The organism is Bacillus sp. CDB3, from assembly GCF_002081505.1.
In the GTDB taxonomy this organism is placed as follows: domain Bacteria; phylum Bacillota; class Bacilli; order Bacillales; family Bacillaceae_G; genus Bacillus_A; species Bacillus_A cereus_AT.
On the sequence record NZ_ALBR01000083.1, the window covers coordinates 1 to 17,546 of the forward strand.

Genomic DNA, 17,546 nt, shown 5'->3' on the forward strand with positions numbered 1-17,546 from the left:
TTTTTTATTGTTAAGTATTATAAATATTTACATTCAATAGGGATTTTCATTAATCGTATTGTAATAATACTAGATAAAGAAATGATTAAAAATTAAAGGTGAAATGAGGATGATATATGACCGAGGATAAAAAGAAAAATTTTATTCAAATAATAACTATTCTAGGCAATTCGTCACTAATAATTCTAGCGATATTGGTTACTATTCCTAGTTATACTGAATTCCGCACCACATTAGACATCATTTTTTTACTTTCTTGTTTGTTATTAATTTATAGTAAATACTTAAGTAATAATAAGAAAGCTATGATTCCATACATTATATTTTTAATATTAATATCATCACACCTTGTATATACTTTACTCATCTAAGAAGGCACATTTAAACAAGCTAAACCAATCAAATAATCCCTATTAATATTTATAACCAGTGAGGGTATATCCCCACTGGTTAAATTTTCACTTATGCTTGTACTTTGTTCAATTTATAGGCAAAATGATTCGTCGGTCCATGACCACTTCCAATATTCAATGGCTCTTCAATCGCTATACTAATAAATTGTTTCGCCTCTTGAACTGCCTCTTCAATTGAATACCCTTTAGCAAGTCCTGCTGTAACTGCTGAAGCAAATGTACACCCGCTTCCGTGCGTTTGCTTAGAAGGAATTCGTTCACTTCTAAACTCGATAAACTCCTCTCCATCAAAGAGTAAATCAATTACTTCATTACCTTGATACTCTGCATGGCCGCCCTTCATAAGCACATATTTAGCACCTAATTCGTGCAATACTTTCGCAGCTTTCTTACTGTCTTCGATGTTATGAATCTCCATCCCAGTTAGTACTTCTGCTTCTGGAACATTCGGTGTGATAACAGTTGCTACTGGTAATAAATATTCTTTTAATGCTTGCACTGCTTCTTGTTGTAATAATGACGCACCACCCTTAGCAATCATAACAGGGTCTAGCACAATATTATTCCAGCCAAATTTCTTAATATGCTCGGTAACAATTTGGATAATTTCACTACTAAACAACATTCCTAGTTTCACAGCATCTGGTGTTAAATCCGTACCAATTGAATTCAGCTGTTCCGTAATTCCTTCTAACGGAACAGGATATACCCCTTGCACGCCGAGCGTATTTTGCGCTGTAATTGCTGTAATAGCTGTCATTCCGTACACACCAAGCTCTTGGAATGTTTTTAAATCCGCCTGAATTCCAGCACCGCCTCCGCTGTCAGATCCTGCAATTGTTAAAGCTTTATTCACTTCCATCTCACTCATCCTTTTCTATCCAAAATAGCGATGATAAATCGTCTTTGCTTCGCTTATATCTTTCGTTCCATGTACAAGTACACGGCCATCTTTGAAGGCAACTAACCTCTTTTCTTCAACAGAGAAAGATAGTAAATATGGATTTACATTTAACTCATTCACGCGGCCTTCTAGCAGCTGTTTATATTGTTCAAAATTCACTTCCTCTTTGTGAGGTGGTCTAATTTGAACTGTATTTCTCCCGCATAAAACTGCTGTTTTTGAAGTGTTTTCTTTATTTAAATACGGGTATAGCGCATTATCACCACACGAAGGACAATTGTATTTACGAAGTTTTTGTACATTCATACATGAATATTCATTCTTCCATACATCAAACGACACAAGTCCATCTCGAAGCGATTCATAGTCTTCCACTAACAGTTTAAGAGCTTCCGTTACTTGATGAGAAACGACAAGAGATACAGCAGGTGATATAATACCCGCTGTATCACATGTCGCTCCGCCAAGCGGAATCGATTGTAATAAACAAGATAAACATGGCGTTTTATCTGGAAGAATTGTGTAAGAAAGGCCATAACTCCCTACACATGCCCCGTAAACCCATGGAATAGAATATTTTTGCGATATATCATTCACAATGAAACGCGTTTCGAAATTGTCAGTCGCATCGATAATTACATCAACATTTGTAATGAGTTCTTCTAACTCTTCAGCCGTTACATCCTGAACGAGAGCTTCTACTCTTACTTCGCTATTAACCTCTTCTAGACGTTTTTTTGCCGCTACAGCCTTCGGAAGATTATTCTCTACATCACTCTCTGCATACAATTGTTGTCTTTGTAAATTACTCCAATCGACATAATCACGGTCAACAATTGTTACTTGACCAACACCTGCTCTTACAAACATCTCTGCGTTTGCACTACCTAATGCGCCTGCACCGATAATAAGTACATGCTTTGCCCTTATCTTTTGTTGCCCGTCTTCCCCAATTGGAGAAAATAGCTCTTGGCGAGAATATCGATTATTCAACTACGCTCATTCCTTCTAAAGGACTACTTGCTGTTGCACAACGTTTACGTGCAATACGACCTGCTTCAAACCCTAATCGTCCTGCCTCAATACCTAATTTCATTGCGTATGCCATTTTAATAGGATCGTTTGCTCCAGATACTGCTGTATTTAATAACACACCATCTGCTCCTAATTCCATTGCAAATGCTGCATCAGCTGGACTACCAATACCAGCGTCAACGATAACTGGTACTGTCGCTTGTTCAATAATGAAACTTAAATTTAATGGATTTACAATACCAAGCCCTGAACCAATCGGTGATGCTCCTGGCATAATCGCGTGTACACCAAGTTCTTGTAATTTACGAGCTAATACAACATCATCAGATGTGTATGGTAGAACGATAAATCCTTCTTCTAGTAACATTTCAGATGCTTTTAATGTTTCAACTGGATCAGGTAATAACGTTCTATCATCCCCAATAACTTCTACTTTTATCATGTCACAAAGCCCTGAAGCTTTTGCTAATTTCGCAATTCGAACAGCTTCTTCAGCATTCTTTGCTCCTGCGGTATTCGGTAATAACGTATATTTTTTTACATCAAGTTTCTCTAATAAATTAGGTTGCTTCGCATCGAATATATCCATACGACGTACTGCAAATGTTAAAATTTCAGCTTCCGAAACGTCAATTGCCTTTTGCTGCACATCAAAATCAGGGAATTTCCCTGTTCCTAATAAAAGTCTAGAATGAAATGAAAATGGTCCAATGTTTAACATAATCAACCGCCTCCTACGAAAGTTACAATCTCAATTTGGTCTCCATCAAAAACAGATGTATCTTTATGATCATCCTTTTGTAAAATATCTTTATTACGCTCTACTACAATAATTCTGTTATCTAATTCTAAATATGTAAGTAGCTCAGCTACTGTTTTCACACTCGCCGGCACTTCAATTTGCTTACCATTAATTTTTAAATTCAAACTTCCATCCCCTTTCTAAACCGATTTAGAAAGCAATGAATCTAACAAGTGATTCGCCTGCTTTCCTTCTATTAAATCCGCCATATACTGACCAGAAACAGGACTTAATAAAATACCGTTTCGATAATGCCCAGTACAAGCATATAACCCTTTTATTTCTTCATGCTCTCCCATATAAGGAGCTTCGTGATTCGATTGTGGTCTTAATCCTGCCCATGTGCTTTCCCACTCTGCTTCTTTTAAATCCGGTAATATTGTATAAGCACGCTCTAATATAGAAGTAATACTTTCGGGTTGCACGGTTTTATTGAACGTATGAGGCTTCATCGTTGCTCCAATTACGTAACGCCCACCGCGCTTCGGCGTAATATAAAACCGTTCTTGGAAAATAGGAGCTTTCAAGAGCGGTTTCTTGCTTCTTACTGCAACAACTTCACCCTTCACAGGATACGTACCCCAATCACTATGGAAATAATGTAGTAATTTCGTACTCCATGACCCTCCAGCAATAACGACTTTTTCGCATGCGATTACACCTTCGCTTGTCACAATTCCAGTCACCTTATCATTTTCAATTCGAATATCAAATACTTCTGTTTGTTCATATATATCAGCTCCAGAAAATGCCGCGGAGTGTGCGAATGCTTTTGTAAGCTCTGGTGCAATAACATGACCATCTTTCGGATAATATACGGCTCCTATAATTGACTCAGATAGAAACGGCTCTTTTTCTCGCAAGCGGTCTCCCGTTAAAAAGTAGGAATCTTCACCTGTTTTCTGTTGCCAATCCATAATATGAAGAATTCTTTCCTTCTCATCTTCATTTTGAGCAATGCGATAAATGCCTTTTTCTTCATACCCAATATCAATGCCTGTCTTTTCACGTAAAACTTCTGCAAGTTGTGGAAATATAGCACGGCTTTCTCTAGCAAGTTCAAACAACGGATCATATTCATCCCACTCTGCCTGAACACCGAGCAAACCAGCAGCTGCTTTCGAAGCTTCAGATGCGATTCTTTGCTTCTCTACAATCGCTACTTTATGCCCTCTTTCTGCTAGAAAGTGTGCAACTGAACTACCAATTACACCTCCGCCAATAATCGCTACATCATACTTCTTACACATGTTTTCCCGCCCACTTTCTTATTGATTCCTTATAAGATTTCGCCTTGCTATACGGATTACTACTGCTTATAATCCCAGACATAACAGCAATGCCACTTACACCATTTGCAAGAACATCACCTGTATTTTCAGGAGTGATTCCACCAATTGCAGTTATTGGTATGGATAAACACCTTGCCATATCAGCAATTTCTTCTAATCCTCTTGCTGGCACATCCTTTTTACAAGCCGTTGGAAATACATGACCGTAAACGAGGGAATCCGCTCCATTTTTAAATGCCACTATCGCTTCATCTAGAGAATGTACTGAATAGCCAACATGCAAATAAGAAAACTTTTCTTTTACTAACCTTACATCTGCGCTTCGAGATCCTAGCTGAACACGTGGAATACTTAATAGAATAGCAATATCAATTCGATCGTTTATCACTATCTTCGATGCCGGAAAGCCTTTCCCCAAAAGACTTTCCACACCTTCATACAATTCCTTCGTACTTTTCTCACGCTCACGAATATGCAAATAATCAATCTCACTCTCAATTTGCATCGCTACATTCACTAACTCTTCGAATGGCATATGGCCATTTGAGATTACATGGAGCTCATTTTTCATATTCATTCGCCTACTTTAAAATGTTTTCAAATAATTCATCGGCTGGAACGATTTCTTTCGTCATTCCTTTGTCTTTCAACCATTTGTTTTGTTTCTCCCATGACTCTTTTGAATCCGATAAGAATGGCTCATCTTTCGTTTCCATCTTCTCTAATAAAATTTTCATACTTTCTTTTTCAACTTCTGGTACAAGCGGGAAGTTTTCTTTTTCTTGATGATCTAATAAAATATTTAATGCTTCATCAGGGTTTTTCTTCATAAAGTCATACCCTTTTTGTGCCCCACGTAAAAAAGCTTGCAATGCTTCTTTATCTTTTTTCAACGTTTTATCACCCGTTACAAACACAAGCTCATGATAGTTCGGTACTCCGTAATCAGCTGGATTAAAGTATGCTGGTTCATGGCCCTCATGACGCATAACAGGTACTTCATGGTTAATGTATGCTCCTGTTACAGCATCTACTTTTTTCGTAATTAACGCTGGTACTAAATCAAATCCAACATCGACTACTTTTACTGTATCTGGATTACCACCATCTTCTTTTACCATCGTTTTTAAATATGCTTCACTTAAAGGGGTTCCAGAATATCCAACTGTTTTTCCTTCTAAGTCTTTAGGTGACTTAATACCTGCTGATTTCAGCGATACAACATGATTTAACGGCGAACGTACGACAGCTCCAATTGATTTTACTGGAATTTGTTCATTTGCTCTGGCCATGACAACATCTGGCTGATAATACAGACCAACTGTCACTTTCCCTGCAGCAGCTAACGTTAATGGATCAGTCGGATTAGAAGGAAATTTAATATTCACCTTTACTCCTTCTTCTTTAAAGTATCCTTTTTCAATTGCCGTATAAATAAAGCTATGTACCGCATTCGGGTACCAATCAAGCATTACTGTTATTTCTTTTTCTGTTTTATTTTTATCTGATGCTGAATTACTCGAACATCCTGCAATCATTGCAACTAATAATGTAAACACAAAGATGCGTTTTAATAATTTCATGAATGTTTCCTCCAACTAATAAATTTCTTTTCTAATATGGAAATAAGTATGACGAAGAAAATAGCTAATAATGATAACAATACAATGGGTGCAAATACACCTGCTCCGTCTAACTGCGTCATCATTCTTTTACTGAAATATCCAAGCCCAGCTTGTGCACCGAGCCATTCTCCAATTGCCGCCCCGATCACACTAAGCGGAACTGCAATTTTTAACGCTGAGAAAAAGTAAGGAAGAGCAGATGGCAACTTTAGCTTTAGAAAAATATCTTTTTTCGTTGCACCATACGTAACTAAGAGCTCCTCCCACTCTTTCTTCGTACTACGCAGTCCATCATACGTATTGACCGCAATTGGGAAAAACGTAATTAAAACTGTGACAACAACCTTACTCCAGATCGTATATCCAAACCATAAAACAAATAAGGGCGCAAGTGCTGTAATCGGGATGGTTTGTGAAGCTACTAATAATGGGTAAAATGCTCTTTCCATCCACGTACTCGCATTCATTAACATTGCTAGCCCCACACCTAATACGATAGAAATAGCAACACCTATTAAAACGACGTATAACGTTGCCGGTAAATGAACCGTAAATAATATGTCTTTTAGTTTCCATATCTTCATTACAATTGCAGATGGTGACGGTAAAATGTACATCTCATCTACAATTCTTGCCCCTACTTCCCACATAACGAGTAAAATACTAGAAAGTGTAAGAGCAGGAACTAATTCTTTCAAACGGTTCATCATACAAGTACCTGCCTTTGTAACATACTAAGGAGCTCATCTTTAAGCGCCAATACTTCAGGCCTATATAAATCCTTTCGCGTTCGGTTACGATCAAGCGGCACAATTCGCTCAGTTAAAGTTGCTATCGGTTGATTTTCTACAACCAAAATTCGATTAGAAAGAAACAACGCTTCTTCCACATCATGAGTGATAAATAAAATTGTTTTTTCCCACTCTTTCCATTGTTCAAACAACCATTCTTGCAAAGATGCCTTCGTTAAAGCGTCCAATGCGCTAAACGGTTCATCTAACAATAATATCTCCCCACCCGTTAATAAAGTTCGGATAAAAGATACACGTTGTCTCATACCACCAGATAAATCTTTCGGATATTTCGCCTCGTATCCTTGTAACCCAAATTTATGTAACAGTTCTTTCGCTTTTACTTGCGCTTCTTTCTTCTGCACACCTTGACACTCTAGCGGCAGGGCAGCATTCTCAATAATCGTCCTCCACGGTAAGAGCATATCTTTTTGAGGCATATACCCTACAGGATGACTCTTTGTTTCTGTCAGCTCTATCTGTCCAGTACTTGCCGCTTCTAATCCTGTAATAAGGCGAAATAAAGTACTTTTCCCACATCCACTCGGTCCGATAATACTTACAAACTCTTTATCTTGTATAGAAGCATTTAATTCATTGATGATTGGTTTCTCATCATAATGAAAAGAAACATTATGAAACTGTAGTATGTTCTTGCTCCTCAAATCCCCACATCTCCTTACGATAGGACATATCCCAGAATAAATATTCAAATCGACTGGAATATAAGAAAATCTCCTCTAATCGGTCTAGTTCTTTCTCAGACTTTCCAACCGCCATTTCATTTAATAAGTCTATTAACCAAATACAAAGGTCGCCGTATTCTTCAGAGCTATATCCTTGAATCCACTCACCAAAAAACTCATGATCTCTTGCTCCAGGAATATCGTTTAAACGCTTTCCAATCTCCCAGTAGCTCCACATACATGGAAGAAGTGCTGCTATCAATTCCGCAAGTGTGCCATTTTGAGATACAGACATCATGTAATTTGTATAAGCTAAATTTTTAGCAGATGGTTTTGCAGATTCCATCTCTCGTACAGAAATGCCAAGTCTTTTTGCATACTGTTTATGGATTGTCATTTCTCCATTTAAAATTCCATCAATTTGTTCAGCAAACTTTCCCATTACTTGTGGATTCGTTGCTTTTACAACACCAATCGCATATAACTTTGCATAATCTAACAAATATAAATAATCTTGAATAATATAATACTGAAATTTATCTTTTTCTAACGTGCCATCCCCCATACCTACTACAAATGGATGATTATGACTTTTCTCCCAAACAGGTTGCACAGTTTCTAATAATCTATCGCAAAATTTCATTTCTATTTCCCCTTTCAATATATGTACCTAAATAAAAAACCACTTCTATATATAAGAAGTGGTTACAGCAAATAAAATTATACATTTATTCGTTGTCCACTTCCCTTCGCTAGTATTACCTAGATCAGGTCTGTAAGGGTTAAGGATTATTCCTCTCTCAGCACATCAAGCACCCCTAGTGGTTTCAATATGAAATTTTCAAATAAAAAAGCCCCGTTTCTATACGTAAAGAAACGGGGACTCATTGTTAGTGTCCGAATTGCTTCCCTACGCTAGCATAATCTAGATCAGGTAATGAAAAGGATCAAAGGCTTACGGCCTACTCTCAGCTGGCAACACCAGCTCTCCTAGCAAACTATAAAATTATCACTGTCAGTATAACACCGTAATAAGACATCATCAACTATTTTAATTTTCTTAATTATTCATTAAATATTAATGTGTTAAACAAATATAAATGCGATCCCACAAATGATATATACAATATTTATATACGAACCTCTCTTCTAACATTATTTTTATTGATTTCATATTACATTTATGTGAATACGACCAATATATTATATCTTTATACTATAATAAAATTACAACTATACAACTAGAGGAGGTCTTTATTACATGAATATGAAAGCTACAGCTTTAACAGCCACTACTATCGCAATTGCTTCTTTACTTCCTTCTATGGGAGAATCCGATATACAAACAGCTGCTGCTAAGCAACCATCTAAAGTAAAAACTGGATATGTAAAAATTGACAACGTTGCACTACATCAAAATAACAATGCAGACAGTGCAATAATTGACAACATTCGATTTAATAGCCCTGTTACTATTCTTGAGACAACTCAAGATTGGTATAAAGTATCTGTTAACAACAAAACAGGCTATATGAAAAAAGATGCAATTCTATTCAAAAAAAATGTTCAATCAAAGAATCAATATATCGTAAATGCAAACGCATTAAACGTTCGTTCTGAACCTAATACAGAGTCTTCTATTCTAGATATATTACCAAATGGTCAATTCATTACCATTCAAGGTGAACAAGGGGATTGGTACAAAATATTACATAATGGTCAAATTGGATACGTACAAAAAACATTTGTATCTAATGGATCCACACCTCTAGTAAAAGGTGTAACTGTACAAGGTTCTCCTTCTTATACTGTTGCAACACCAAAATTAAATGTACGTTGCAACGCTAGTACAAGTAGCACTCTACTTGGTTCATTACAAAATGGTACACAAGTACAAGTAGTAGAAACGGTAGGTACTTGGTATAAAATTCGTTTTGGCACAGGATACGGATATGTAGCAAAACACTATGTAGTGCAACATCAAAATCAATCACAAACTAAAACAGCTCAACCTTCATCAATTCCAGCTGTTTTCAAATTTCCAACTCAAGGAAGAATTAGCTCAACTTTTGATATGCGCTGGGAACAAATGCATTATGGTATAGATATTGCAGCACAAGGCAACATCTCTATTCAAGCTGCTGCTACAGGTGAAGTTGTGAAATCTTATTATTCGGCTAGCTACGGCAATGTCGTGTTCGTCGCCCATCAAATAAATGGAAAATTATATACAACAGTTTATGCTCATATGAAGGATCGTGCTGTACAAGTTGGGGATCAAGTGCAAGCTGGACAATTAGTCGGTCATATGGGAAATACAGGTCATTCATACGGGCAACATCTCCATTTTGAATTACATAATGGGGAATGGAATTTTGAAAAAACAAATGCAGTGAACCCACTGCCATATTTAGTTAGGTAAATTCTATGCCACGCAATATACCTCTCTTTATTGAATACCTGGCCTTTTTTGGTTTAATCTGTTGTTTAATCATTTATAATACGAACACTGTATTTTTATCTATTATTATTGCTTTTGTTGCCTTAGAAATCATTATGGAAGCATTACAAATGCGGCTAAAACAAAAAATAGCCCATATTTATAATGTAATTTTCCTTTTGAGTGCTCTTATAACAAATATAATTAATAATGGTTTTTATTTATCTACCGTACTTCCTGTATTCTTTATGACTGTTTTATTATTCATAGCTAGATACGTTAATGTTCCTCATAACCAAAAACATGAACAAGAAGCTTAGAAAGAGGAGACACTGTGTACCAATCTTTCAAAGATAATCCAATGAAATATATACTGAATTTATATGAAAAAATGAATACTTTTTTTGGTATACAAGGAAGTTCTACTGCACAATTTCTCCTTTATGGAATGTTATTTCTTATCTTAGTTACTTTCTCCTTGTTTTACTAAAAAAAAGGATCTCACATAAACTTGAGATCCTTTTTTAATTTATATTAATATTTAATATGTAAAATACGGTTTATCCACAAGCATATTTTTCATAAATAAAACTAAGATTATATTTTTTCTCTAAGCTCATTCTTTGTTCATCGTCGCACCAATAGAAAAGAATATCATGAATCGTTGCATAACGCTTATTTTTAAGAAATAGTTTAAAGAATGATGGTAAACAATCATGTAATTGTATAAATATATAATTGCGTAGTGTTTCTTCTTTGTATTCAATACCCTTACAAATATACAGTAATTCTTCACAATAATATGCATGCTGTGGAACTTGAATCATTTCAAAAAATGGTACATATGATAGCAACTTTCCAATAAAATGACCATATCGATCCATTACCCCTATCGTCATATGCTCCATCATTTCTTTCATCACATATAAATAATCATCTACATGTGTTGTCTTTAATGGATCTAATCGATCTGAAATTTGAGAAAGCACAGCTCTTTGACAAGCTAAAACTACTTGACTCGGTCCATAATATGATAGAAAATCTGTACACTTACGATACTTTCGTAATAAGTCATGTGTATACAAATCATACACAAAAGTATTACAATACATTGCTAGATTCATCATATCACTATTTAATTGTTCTTTTGATAGTGTTTTAGCTCGCTTACACATATAAAAAAATGTAAATTCCAATACTTCTTTATGAGATAATAGATGTTTACAATCTGTTATACATTTCTCACTAAATTTAACTCGATTCCAAATTTCTACATCGCCATCTGTTAATTCACCAATACGATATTTAATAATTAAATAGTTTAAAGCAACCGCTTGCGTCAAAAGATCCCATGTTTCATATTCCAATGAAGTTTGGACAAATTCATCTAGTCCCTGGCTTATCATAAAATCATTTGCCTCTTCATACCAACCAATCTCTTGACATAAACGCAGAATACGTACTAGAGTTGGAATTTCATCTTTATGAAACTGCGGTAAACCCTTTACTTTATTCATTCCATATACGATAAATGCCGCTAAATTTTCTTCTTTATAAAACTCTTTTTCTTTCCATACTAATATAGTTCGCTCTTTCCCTTCACCTTTTGGATGACAAGGTACAAGCAAAGAAAATAACTTAGCGAAATTGTTTGGTTCTATATATGTATCTGTAACCAAATTCCAATTTGGATCGCCCTGTACAGCCCTCATATAATTCCCCTTTCCTTTTTATCTACGTAGGAAATATTAATTCATTATTACATCATTAATAATAAATATTGTTATATTCAAAATCTATCATAATACTTATATCTATTAGTATATCATTTTTTCTCTTATTAAAAATTGGGAATAACAAATTTAAAAAAACTGTTGAAAATATTAACGCTATACTTATTATATAATGTCTCAGATACATCACGCTAACATATTAGTTTAATCCATATATACTAGAATAATGTATCTGATCTTTATACATAATTTATTCCATGTGCTCCGAGATTTCACTTAAAGCAAAGCCAGCTTGATCATCAGCCGATTCTCTTATAGCTAAATCACCTAGTGCTAGCATACCCACAAGTTGCCCACTCTCAACTACTGGTAAGCGTCTAATTTGATAATGCGCCATTAATTCTGTAGCTTTTTCAATCGAATCATCTGGAGAAACTGAAACAATGTTTGTTGTCATTATATTGGTAATTTTATTAGATCCAGGATGTTTTTCAGCAATCCCACGAACAACTAAGTCTCGATCAGTAACAAGCCCAACAACTTGTTCATTTTCAACAACAGGAATCAATCCAACCGATTCTTCCTTCATTTTTACAGCAGCCTCATATACATTATCTAAGGGGGTACAATGTACAATATGAGTACTCATAAAGTCTCTAACTCGCGTCATTTTTATCTCCTCCTTTTAATACATACCATAGCTTTTCCTAAATCCCTTTATTTATTTGAGAAAAATAAGATGATAAAAAAGAGGAATACACATAATAAAAAAGAGTCAGCACATTGCTGACTCTTTTTTTATGACCCGTACGGGATTCGAACCCGTGTTACCGCCGTGAAAGGGCGGTGTCTTAACCACTTGACCAACGGGCCATGGCTCCGCAGGTAGGACTCGAACCTACGACCGATCGGTTAACAGCCGATAGCTCTACCACTGAGCTACTGCGGAATATATATGGTGGGCCTAAATGGACTCGAACCATCGACCTCACGCTTATCAGGCGTGCGCTCTAACCAGCTGAGCTATAGGCCCATATACTTTACAGGGGCAGTAGGAATCGAACCCACACTGGAGGTTTTGGAGACCTCAGTTCTACCTTTAAACTATGCCCCTAAATGATGCCGGCTAGAGGACTTGAACCCCCAACCTACTGATTACAAGTCAGTTGCTCTACCAATTGAGCTAAGCCGGCATAAAATAAAAATAAAAAAAATGGTGGCTCGGGACGGAATCGAACCGCCGACACGAGGATTTTCAGTCCTCTGCTCTACCGACTGAGCTACCGAGCCAATATAAATGGCGGTCCCGACCGGGGTCGAACCGGCGATCTCCTGCGTGACAGGCAGGCATGTTAACCACTACACCACGGGACCATTGGTTGCGGGGACAGGATTTGAACCTGCGACCTTCGGGTTATGAGCCCGACGAGCTACCGTACTGCTCCACCCCGCGACGATATTATATTTTTTTAAAAAATGGAGGAGGTAGAGGGATTCGAACCCCCGCGCGACTCTCGCCGCCTGTCGGTTTTCAAGACCGATCCCTTCAGCCGAACTTGGGTATACCTCCATGAAGGAAAATCAATATTTTTTTATATGTAACTAAACCACTTGTTTGAAAAAATGGAGGAGGTAGAGGGATTCGAACCCCCGCGCGATTCTCACCGCCTGTCGGTTTTCAAGACCGATCCCTTCAGCCGAACTTGGGTATACCTCCGACATATAAAAAATAAAGTGGAGCCTAGCGGGATCGAACCGCTGACCTCCTGCGTGCAAGGCAGGCGCTCTCCCAGCTGAGCTAAGGCCCCATGTTTTTGGGAAAATCGGGAAGACAGGATTTGAACCTGCGACCCCCTGGTCCCAAACCAGGTGCTCTACCAAGCTGAGCCACTTCCCGTTAATAAAAGCGCGCCCGAGAGGAGTCGAACCCCTAACCTCTTGATCCGTAGTCAAACGCTCTATCCAATTGAGCTACGGGCGCATATGGTGCCGAGGGCGGGGGTCGAACCCGCACGGTGGTCACCCACCGCAGGATTTTAAGTCCTGTGCGTCTGCCTGTTCCGCCACCCCGGCATGTCATATTGAAAATTGGAGCGGAAGACGGGATTCGAACCCGCGACCCCAACCTTGGCAAGGTTGTATTCTACCACTGAACTACTTCCGCAAGACATGTTTGAGTTATTTCATTAAAAGTGCGGGTGAAGGGAGTCGAACCCCCACGCCAAAGGCGCTAGATCCTAAGTCTAGTGCGTCTGCCAATTCCGCCACACCCGCATATTTGATTAAAATGGTGAGCCATGAAGGATTCGAACCTTCGACCCTCTGATTAAAAGTCAGATGCTCTACCAACTGAGCTAATGGCTCTTAATGGCTGGGCTAGCTGGATTCGAACCAGCGCATGACGGAGTCAAAGTCCGTTGCCTTACCGCTTGGCTATAGCCCATTAATTAAGAATGGTGGAGGGGGGCAGATTCGAACTGCCGAACCCGAAGGAGCGGATTTACAGTCCGCCGCGTTTAGCCACTTCGCTACCCCTCCGACATATATGGTGGAGGATGACGGGATCGAACCGCCGACCCCCTGCTTGTAAGGCAGGTGCTCTCCCAGCTGAGCTAATCCTCCATTTTGCCTGGCAACGTCCTACTCTCACAGGGACAAGGTCCCAACTACCATCGGCGCTAGAGAGCTTAACTTCCGTGTTCGGTATGGGAACGGGTGTGACCTCTCTGCCATCATTACCAGACTTTATTCATTTAAGACAAGAATCATTGTAACTCATTCACTTTTGAAAGTCAATAAGTTTTTTATATTCTTTCAAAACTAGATAACATTGCTCATATTATATGGTTAAGTCCTCGATCTATTAGTATTCGTCAGCTCCACATGTCACCATGCTTCCACCTCGAACCTATCAACCTGATCATCTTTCAGGGATCTTACTAGCTTACGCTATGGGAAATCTCATCTTGAGGGGGGCTTCATGCTTAGATGCTTTCAGCACTTATCCCTTCCGCACATAGCTACCCAGCTATGCCCTTGGCAGAACAACTGGTACACCAGCGGTGCGTCCATCCCGGTCCTCTCGTACTAAGGACAGCTCCTCTCAAATTTCCTCGCCCAACGACGGATAGGGACCGAACTGTCTCACGACGTTCTGAACCCAGCTCGCGTACCGCTTTAATGGGCGAACAGCCCAACCCTTGGGACCGACTACAGCCCCAGGATGCGATGAGCCGACATCGAGGTGCCAAACCTCCCCGTCGATGTGGACTCTTGGGGGAGATAAGCCTGTTATCCCCGGGGTAGCTTTTATCCGTTGAGCGATGGCCCTTCCATGCGGAACCACCGGATCACTAAGCCCGACTTTCGTCCCTGCTCGACTTGTAGGTCTCGCAGTCAAGCTCCCTTATGCCTTTGCACTCTACGAATGATTTCCAACCATTCCTGAGGGAACCTTTGGGCGCCTCCGTTACACTTTAGGAGGCGACCGCCCCAGTCAAACTGCCCACCTGACACTGTCTCCCGGGTCGATAAGACCCGTAGGTTAGAATTTCAATACAGTCAGGGCGGTATCCCACCAGCGCCTCCACCGAAGCTAGCGCTCCGGTTTCAATGGCTCCCGCCTATCCTGTACAAACTGTACCAAAATTCAATATCAGGCTACAGTAAAGCTCCACGGGGTCTTTCCGTCCTGTCGCGGGTAACCTGCATCTTCACAGGTACTATAATTTCACCGAGTCTCTGGTTGAGACAGTGCCCAAATCGTTACACCTTTCGTGCGGGTCGGAACTTACCCGACAAGGAATTTCGCTACCTTAGGACCGTTATAGTTACGGCCGCCGTTTACTGGGGCTTCAGTTCAGAGCTTCGCTTACGCTAACCCCTCTCCTTAACCTTCCAGCACCGGGCAGGTGTCAGCCCCTATACTTCGCCTTACGGCTTCGCAGAGACCTGTGTTTTTGCTAAACAGTCGCTTGGGCCTATTCACTGCGGCTTTCCGTTAAGAAAGCACCCCTTCTCCCGAAGTTACGGGGTCATTTTGCCGAGTTCCTTAACCAGAGTTCTCTCGCACACCTTAGGATTCTCTCCTCGCCTACCTGTGTCGGTTTGCGGTACAGGCACCTTTTATCTCGCTAGAAGCTTTTCTTGGCAGCGGGGAATCAAAGACTTCGCTCCATAAGGAGCTTCCCCATCACAGCTCAGCCTTCACGATAAGCGGATTTGCCTACTTATCAGCCTAACTGCTTGGACGTGCACAACCAATCGCACGCTTCTTCTATCCTTCTGCGTCCCTCCATTGCTCAAACGATAAAGAGGTGGTACAGGAATATCAACCTGTTGTCCATCGCCTACGCCTGTCGGCCTCGGCTTAGGTCCTGACTAACCCTGAGCGGACGAGCCTTCCTCAGGAAACCTTAGGCATTCGGTGGACGGGATTCTCACCCGTCTTTCGCTACTCATACCGGCATTCTCACTTCTAAGCGCTCCACCAGTCCTTCCGGTCTGACTTCACTGCACTTAGAACGCTCCCCTACCACTGATACCATTGGTATCAATTCGCAGCTTCGGTGGTGTATTTAGCCCCGGTACATTTTCGGCGCAGAGTCACTCGACTAGTGAGCTATTACGCACTCTTTAAATGGTGGCTGCTTCTAAGCCAACATCCTAGTTGTCTAAGCAACTCCACATCCTTTTCCACTTAATACACACTTTGGGACCTTAGCTGGCGATCTGGGCTGTTTCCCTCTTGACTACGGATCTTATCACTCGCAGTCTGACTCCTAAGGATAAGTCATTGGCATTCGGAGTTTGACTGAATTCGGTAATCCGATGAGGACCCCTAGTTCAATCAGTGCTCTACCTCCAAGACTCTTACACTTAAGGCTAGCCCTAAAGCTATTTCGGGGAGAACCAGCTATCTCCAGGTTCGATTGGAATTTCTCCGCTACCCACACCTCATCCCCGCACTTTTCAACGTGCGTGGGTTCGGGCCTCCATTCAGTGTTACCTGAACTTCACCCTGGACATGGGTAGATCACCTGGTTTCGGGTCTACGACCACGTACTAAACGCCCTATTCAGACTCGCTTTCGCTGCGGCTCCGTCTCTTCAACTTAACCTCGCACGGGATCGTAACTCGCCGGTTCATTCTACAAAAGGCACGCCATCACCCATTAACGGGCTCTGACTATTTGTAGGCACACGGTTTCAGGATCTCTTTCACTCCCCTTCCGGGGTGCTTTTCACCTTTCCCTCACGGTACTGGTTCACTATCGATCACTAGGGAGTATTTAGCCTTGGGAGATGGTCCTCCCAGATTCCGACGGAATTTCACGTGTTCCGCCGTACTCAGGATACATTCAAGAGAGAACGAAGTTTCGACTACGGGGTTGTTACCCTCTACGACGGACCTTTCCAGGTCGCTTCGTCTACCTCGTTCCTTTGTAACTCCGTATAGAATGTCCTACAACCCCAAGAGGCAAGCCTCTTGGTTTGGGCTAGATTCCGTTTCGCTCGCCGCTACTCAGGAAATCGCATTTGCTTTCTCTTCCTCCAGGTACTTAGATGTTTCAGTTCCCTGGGTCTGTCTTCCATACCCTATGTATTCAGGTAAGGATACCATACCATTACGTATAGTGGGTTTCCCCATTCGGAAATCTTCGGATCAAAGCTTACTTACAGCTCCCCGAAGCATATCGGCGTTAGTCCCGTCCTTCATCGACTCCTAGTGTCAAGGCATCCACCGTGCGCCCTTTCTAACTTAACCAAACTAAAATTAAAAAATATGAGCTACACTGTTATCTAGTTTTCAAAGAACATACATTT

Annotated in this window: 14 protein-coding genes, 20 tRNA genes, 2 rRNA genes and 2 riboswitches; of the genes, 2 read left to right on the forward strand and 34 right to left on the reverse strand. The window is 40.0% G+C overall.

Annotated features, from left to right (window positions below; translation table 11 throughout):
* Positions 1-462: 462 nt before the first annotated feature.
* Genes thiD through tenA form a run of 10 tightly spaced genes read right to left on the reverse strand, consistent with a single transcriptional unit; the run spans position 463 to position 8,191 of the window.
* Positions 463-1,275, reverse strand: coding sequence for a bifunctional hydroxymethylpyrimidine kinase/phosphomethylpyrimidine kinase (thiD, locus tag CDB3_RS20425; RefSeq protein WP_128855762.1), 813 nt, complete (start codon positions 1,273-1,275; stop codon positions 463-465).
* A gap of 15 nt (positions 1,276-1,290) precedes the next feature.
* Entirely contained in the window at positions 1,291-2,310 is a 1,020-nt protein-coding gene (gene thiF / locus CDB3_RS20430) for a thiazole biosynthesis adenylyltransferase ThiF (protein WP_128855763.1), read from the reverse strand.
* Complete coding sequence (gene thiG / locus CDB3_RS20435; RefSeq protein WP_128855764.1) at positions 2,303-3,073, reverse strand: thiazole synthase; 771 nt, start codon at positions 3,071-3,073, stop codon at positions 2,303-2,305. The genes thiF and thiG overlap by 8 nt, the downstream gene beginning before the upstream one ends.
* Before the next feature lie 2 nt (positions 3,074-3,075).
* Entirely contained in the window at positions 3,076-3,279 is a 204-nt protein-coding gene (gene thiS, locus CDB3_RS20440) for a sulfur carrier protein ThiS (protein WP_128855765.1), read from the reverse strand.
* A gap of 15 nt (positions 3,280-3,294) precedes the next feature.
* Positions 3,295-4,404, reverse strand: a complete 1,110-nt coding sequence (gene thiO, locus CDB3_RS20445; protein WP_128855766.1) for a glycine oxidase ThiO — start codon at positions 4,402-4,404, stop codon at positions 3,295-3,297.
* The gene (gene tenI / locus CDB3_RS20450; protein ID WP_128855767.1) at positions 4,397-5,017 is read right to left on the reverse strand and encodes a thiazole tautomerase TenI; all 621 of its coding nucleotides are present in this window, start codon (positions 5,015-5,017) and stop codon (positions 4,397-4,399) included. The genes thiO and tenI overlap by 8 nt, the downstream gene beginning before the upstream one ends.
* Before the next feature lie 10 nt (positions 5,018-5,027).
* Entirely contained in the window at positions 5,028-6,029 is a 1,002-nt protein-coding gene (locus tag CDB3_RS20455) for an ABC transporter substrate-binding protein (protein ID WP_097831327.1), read from the reverse strand.
* Positions 6,026-6,778 carry an ABC transporter permease gene (locus CDB3_RS20460; RefSeq protein ID WP_128855773.1) on the reverse strand — a complete coding sequence of 251 codons (753 nt, stop codon included), beginning with the start codon at positions 6,776-6,778 and terminating at the stop codon, positions 6,026-6,028. Before CDB3_RS20460 ends, CDB3_RS20455 begins: the two co-directional genes overlap by 4 nt.
* On the reverse strand, positions 6,778-7,527 hold the full coding sequence (locus CDB3_RS20465; protein WP_128855768.1) for an ABC transporter ATP-binding protein: 750 nt from the start codon (positions 7,525-7,527) through the stop codon (positions 6,778-6,780). Before CDB3_RS20465 ends, CDB3_RS20460 begins: the two co-directional genes overlap by 1 nt.
* Positions 7,496-8,191 (reverse strand): thiaminase II, encoded by a 696-nt coding sequence (gene tenA, locus CDB3_RS20470; RefSeq protein ID WP_128855769.1) that lies wholly within the window; start codon positions 8,189-8,191, stop codon positions 7,496-7,498. The genes CDB3_RS20465 and tenA overlap by 32 nt, the downstream gene beginning before the upstream one ends.
* Positions 8,192-8,275: 84 nt before the next feature.
* Positions 8,276-8,378: riboswitch (TPP riboswitch) on the reverse strand.
* Positions 8,379-8,438: 60 nt separating this feature from the next.
* Positions 8,439-8,550, reverse strand: a riboswitch (TPP riboswitch).
* Between the two features lie 259 nt (positions 8,551-8,809).
* Here tenA and CDB3_RS20475 point away from each other — a divergent pair.
* The gene (locus tag CDB3_RS20475; protein WP_128855770.1) at positions 8,810-9,970 is read left to right on the forward strand and encodes an SH3 domain-containing protein; all 1,161 of its coding nucleotides are present in this window, start codon (positions 8,810-8,812) and stop codon (positions 9,968-9,970) included.
* Between the two features lie 5 nt (positions 9,971-9,975).
* Positions 9,976-10,308 carry a hypothetical protein gene (locus CDB3_RS20480; protein ID WP_128855771.1) on the forward strand — a complete coding sequence of 111 codons (333 nt, stop codon included), beginning with the start codon at positions 9,976-9,978 and terminating at the stop codon, positions 10,306-10,308.
* A gap of 240 nt (positions 10,309-10,548) precedes the next feature.
* Here CDB3_RS20480 and CDB3_RS20485 read toward each other — a convergent pair whose 3' ends face one another.
* The 24 genes from CDB3_RS20485 to CDB3_RS20600 all read right to left on the reverse strand — a co-directional run bounded on the left by CDB3_RS20485 (position 10,549) and on the right by CDB3_RS20600 (position 17,487).
* Positions 10,549-11,700 carry a DUF3965 domain-containing protein gene (locus CDB3_RS20485; protein ID WP_128855772.1) on the reverse strand — a complete coding sequence of 384 codons (1,152 nt, stop codon included), beginning with the start codon at positions 11,698-11,700 and terminating at the stop codon, positions 10,549-10,551.
* 271 nt (positions 11,701-11,971) lie between these two features.
* Positions 11,972-12,391 (reverse strand): CBS domain-containing protein, encoded by a 420-nt coding sequence (locus tag CDB3_RS20490; RefSeq protein WP_097831334.1) that lies wholly within the window; start codon positions 12,389-12,391, stop codon positions 11,972-11,974.
* Between the two features lie 131 nt (positions 12,392-12,522).
* Positions 12,523-12,594 (reverse strand) — tRNA-Glu (locus CDB3_RS20495).
* A 1-nt stretch (position 12,595) separates the two neighbouring features.
* Positions 12,596-12,670, reverse strand: a tRNA-Asn gene (locus CDB3_RS20500).
* Positions 12,671-12,677: 7 nt separating this feature from the next.
* Positions 12,678-12,754, reverse strand: a tRNA-Ile gene (locus CDB3_RS20505).
* Between the two features lie 10 nt (positions 12,755-12,764).
* Positions 12,765-12,835 (reverse strand) — tRNA-Trp (locus tag CDB3_RS20510).
* Between the two features lie 6 nt (positions 12,836-12,841).
* A tRNA-Thr gene (locus tag CDB3_RS20515) sits at positions 12,842-12,914 on the reverse strand.
* Between the two features lie 21 nt (positions 12,915-12,935).
* Positions 12,936-13,011: transfer RNA gene (locus CDB3_RS20520), tRNA-Phe, on the reverse strand.
* An 8-nt stretch (positions 13,012-13,019) separates the two neighbouring features.
* Positions 13,020-13,095, reverse strand: a tRNA-Asp gene (locus CDB3_RS20525).
* Between the two features lie 2 nt (positions 13,096-13,097).
* Positions 13,098-13,174, reverse strand: a tRNA-Met gene (locus CDB3_RS20530).
* Between the two features lie 24 nt (positions 13,175-13,198).
* Positions 13,199-13,291: transfer RNA gene (locus CDB3_RS20535), tRNA-Ser, on the reverse strand.
* Positions 13,292-13,345: 54 nt separating this feature from the next.
* Positions 13,346-13,438 (reverse strand) — tRNA-Ser (locus CDB3_RS20540).
* 18 nt (positions 13,439-13,456) lie between these two features.
* Positions 13,457-13,529, reverse strand: a tRNA-Ala gene (locus CDB3_RS20545).
* A gap of 15 nt (positions 13,530-13,544) precedes the next feature.
* Positions 13,545-13,618, reverse strand: a tRNA-Pro gene (locus CDB3_RS20550).
* Positions 13,619-13,628: 10 nt separating this feature from the next.
* Positions 13,629-13,702, reverse strand: a tRNA-Arg gene (locus CDB3_RS20555).
* 3 nt (positions 13,703-13,705) lie between these two features.
* Positions 13,706-13,794 (reverse strand) — tRNA-Leu (locus CDB3_RS20560).
* A 16-nt stretch (positions 13,795-13,810) separates the two neighbouring features.
* Positions 13,811-13,885, reverse strand: a tRNA-Gly gene (locus CDB3_RS20565).
* 29 nt (positions 13,886-13,914) lie between these two features.
* Positions 13,915-13,995: transfer RNA gene (locus CDB3_RS20570), tRNA-Leu, on the reverse strand.
* 14 nt (positions 13,996-14,009) lie between these two features.
* Positions 14,010-14,085, reverse strand: a tRNA-Lys gene (locus tag CDB3_RS20575).
* A gap of 4 nt (positions 14,086-14,089) precedes the next feature.
* Positions 14,090-14,164, reverse strand: a tRNA-Gln gene (locus tag CDB3_RS20580).
* Between the two features lie 11 nt (positions 14,165-14,175).
* Positions 14,176-14,259, reverse strand: a tRNA-Tyr gene (locus CDB3_RS20585).
* Positions 14,260-14,267: 8 nt separating this feature from the next.
* Positions 14,268-14,343 (reverse strand) — tRNA-Val (locus tag CDB3_RS20590).
* Between the two features lie 5 nt (positions 14,344-14,348).
* Positions 14,349-14,464, reverse strand: a 5S ribosomal RNA gene (gene rrf, locus CDB3_RS20595).
* A 100-nt stretch (positions 14,465-14,564) separates the two neighbouring features.
* Positions 14,565-17,487, reverse strand: a 23S ribosomal RNA gene (locus CDB3_RS20600).
* Positions 17,488-17,546: the final 59 nt, after the last annotated feature.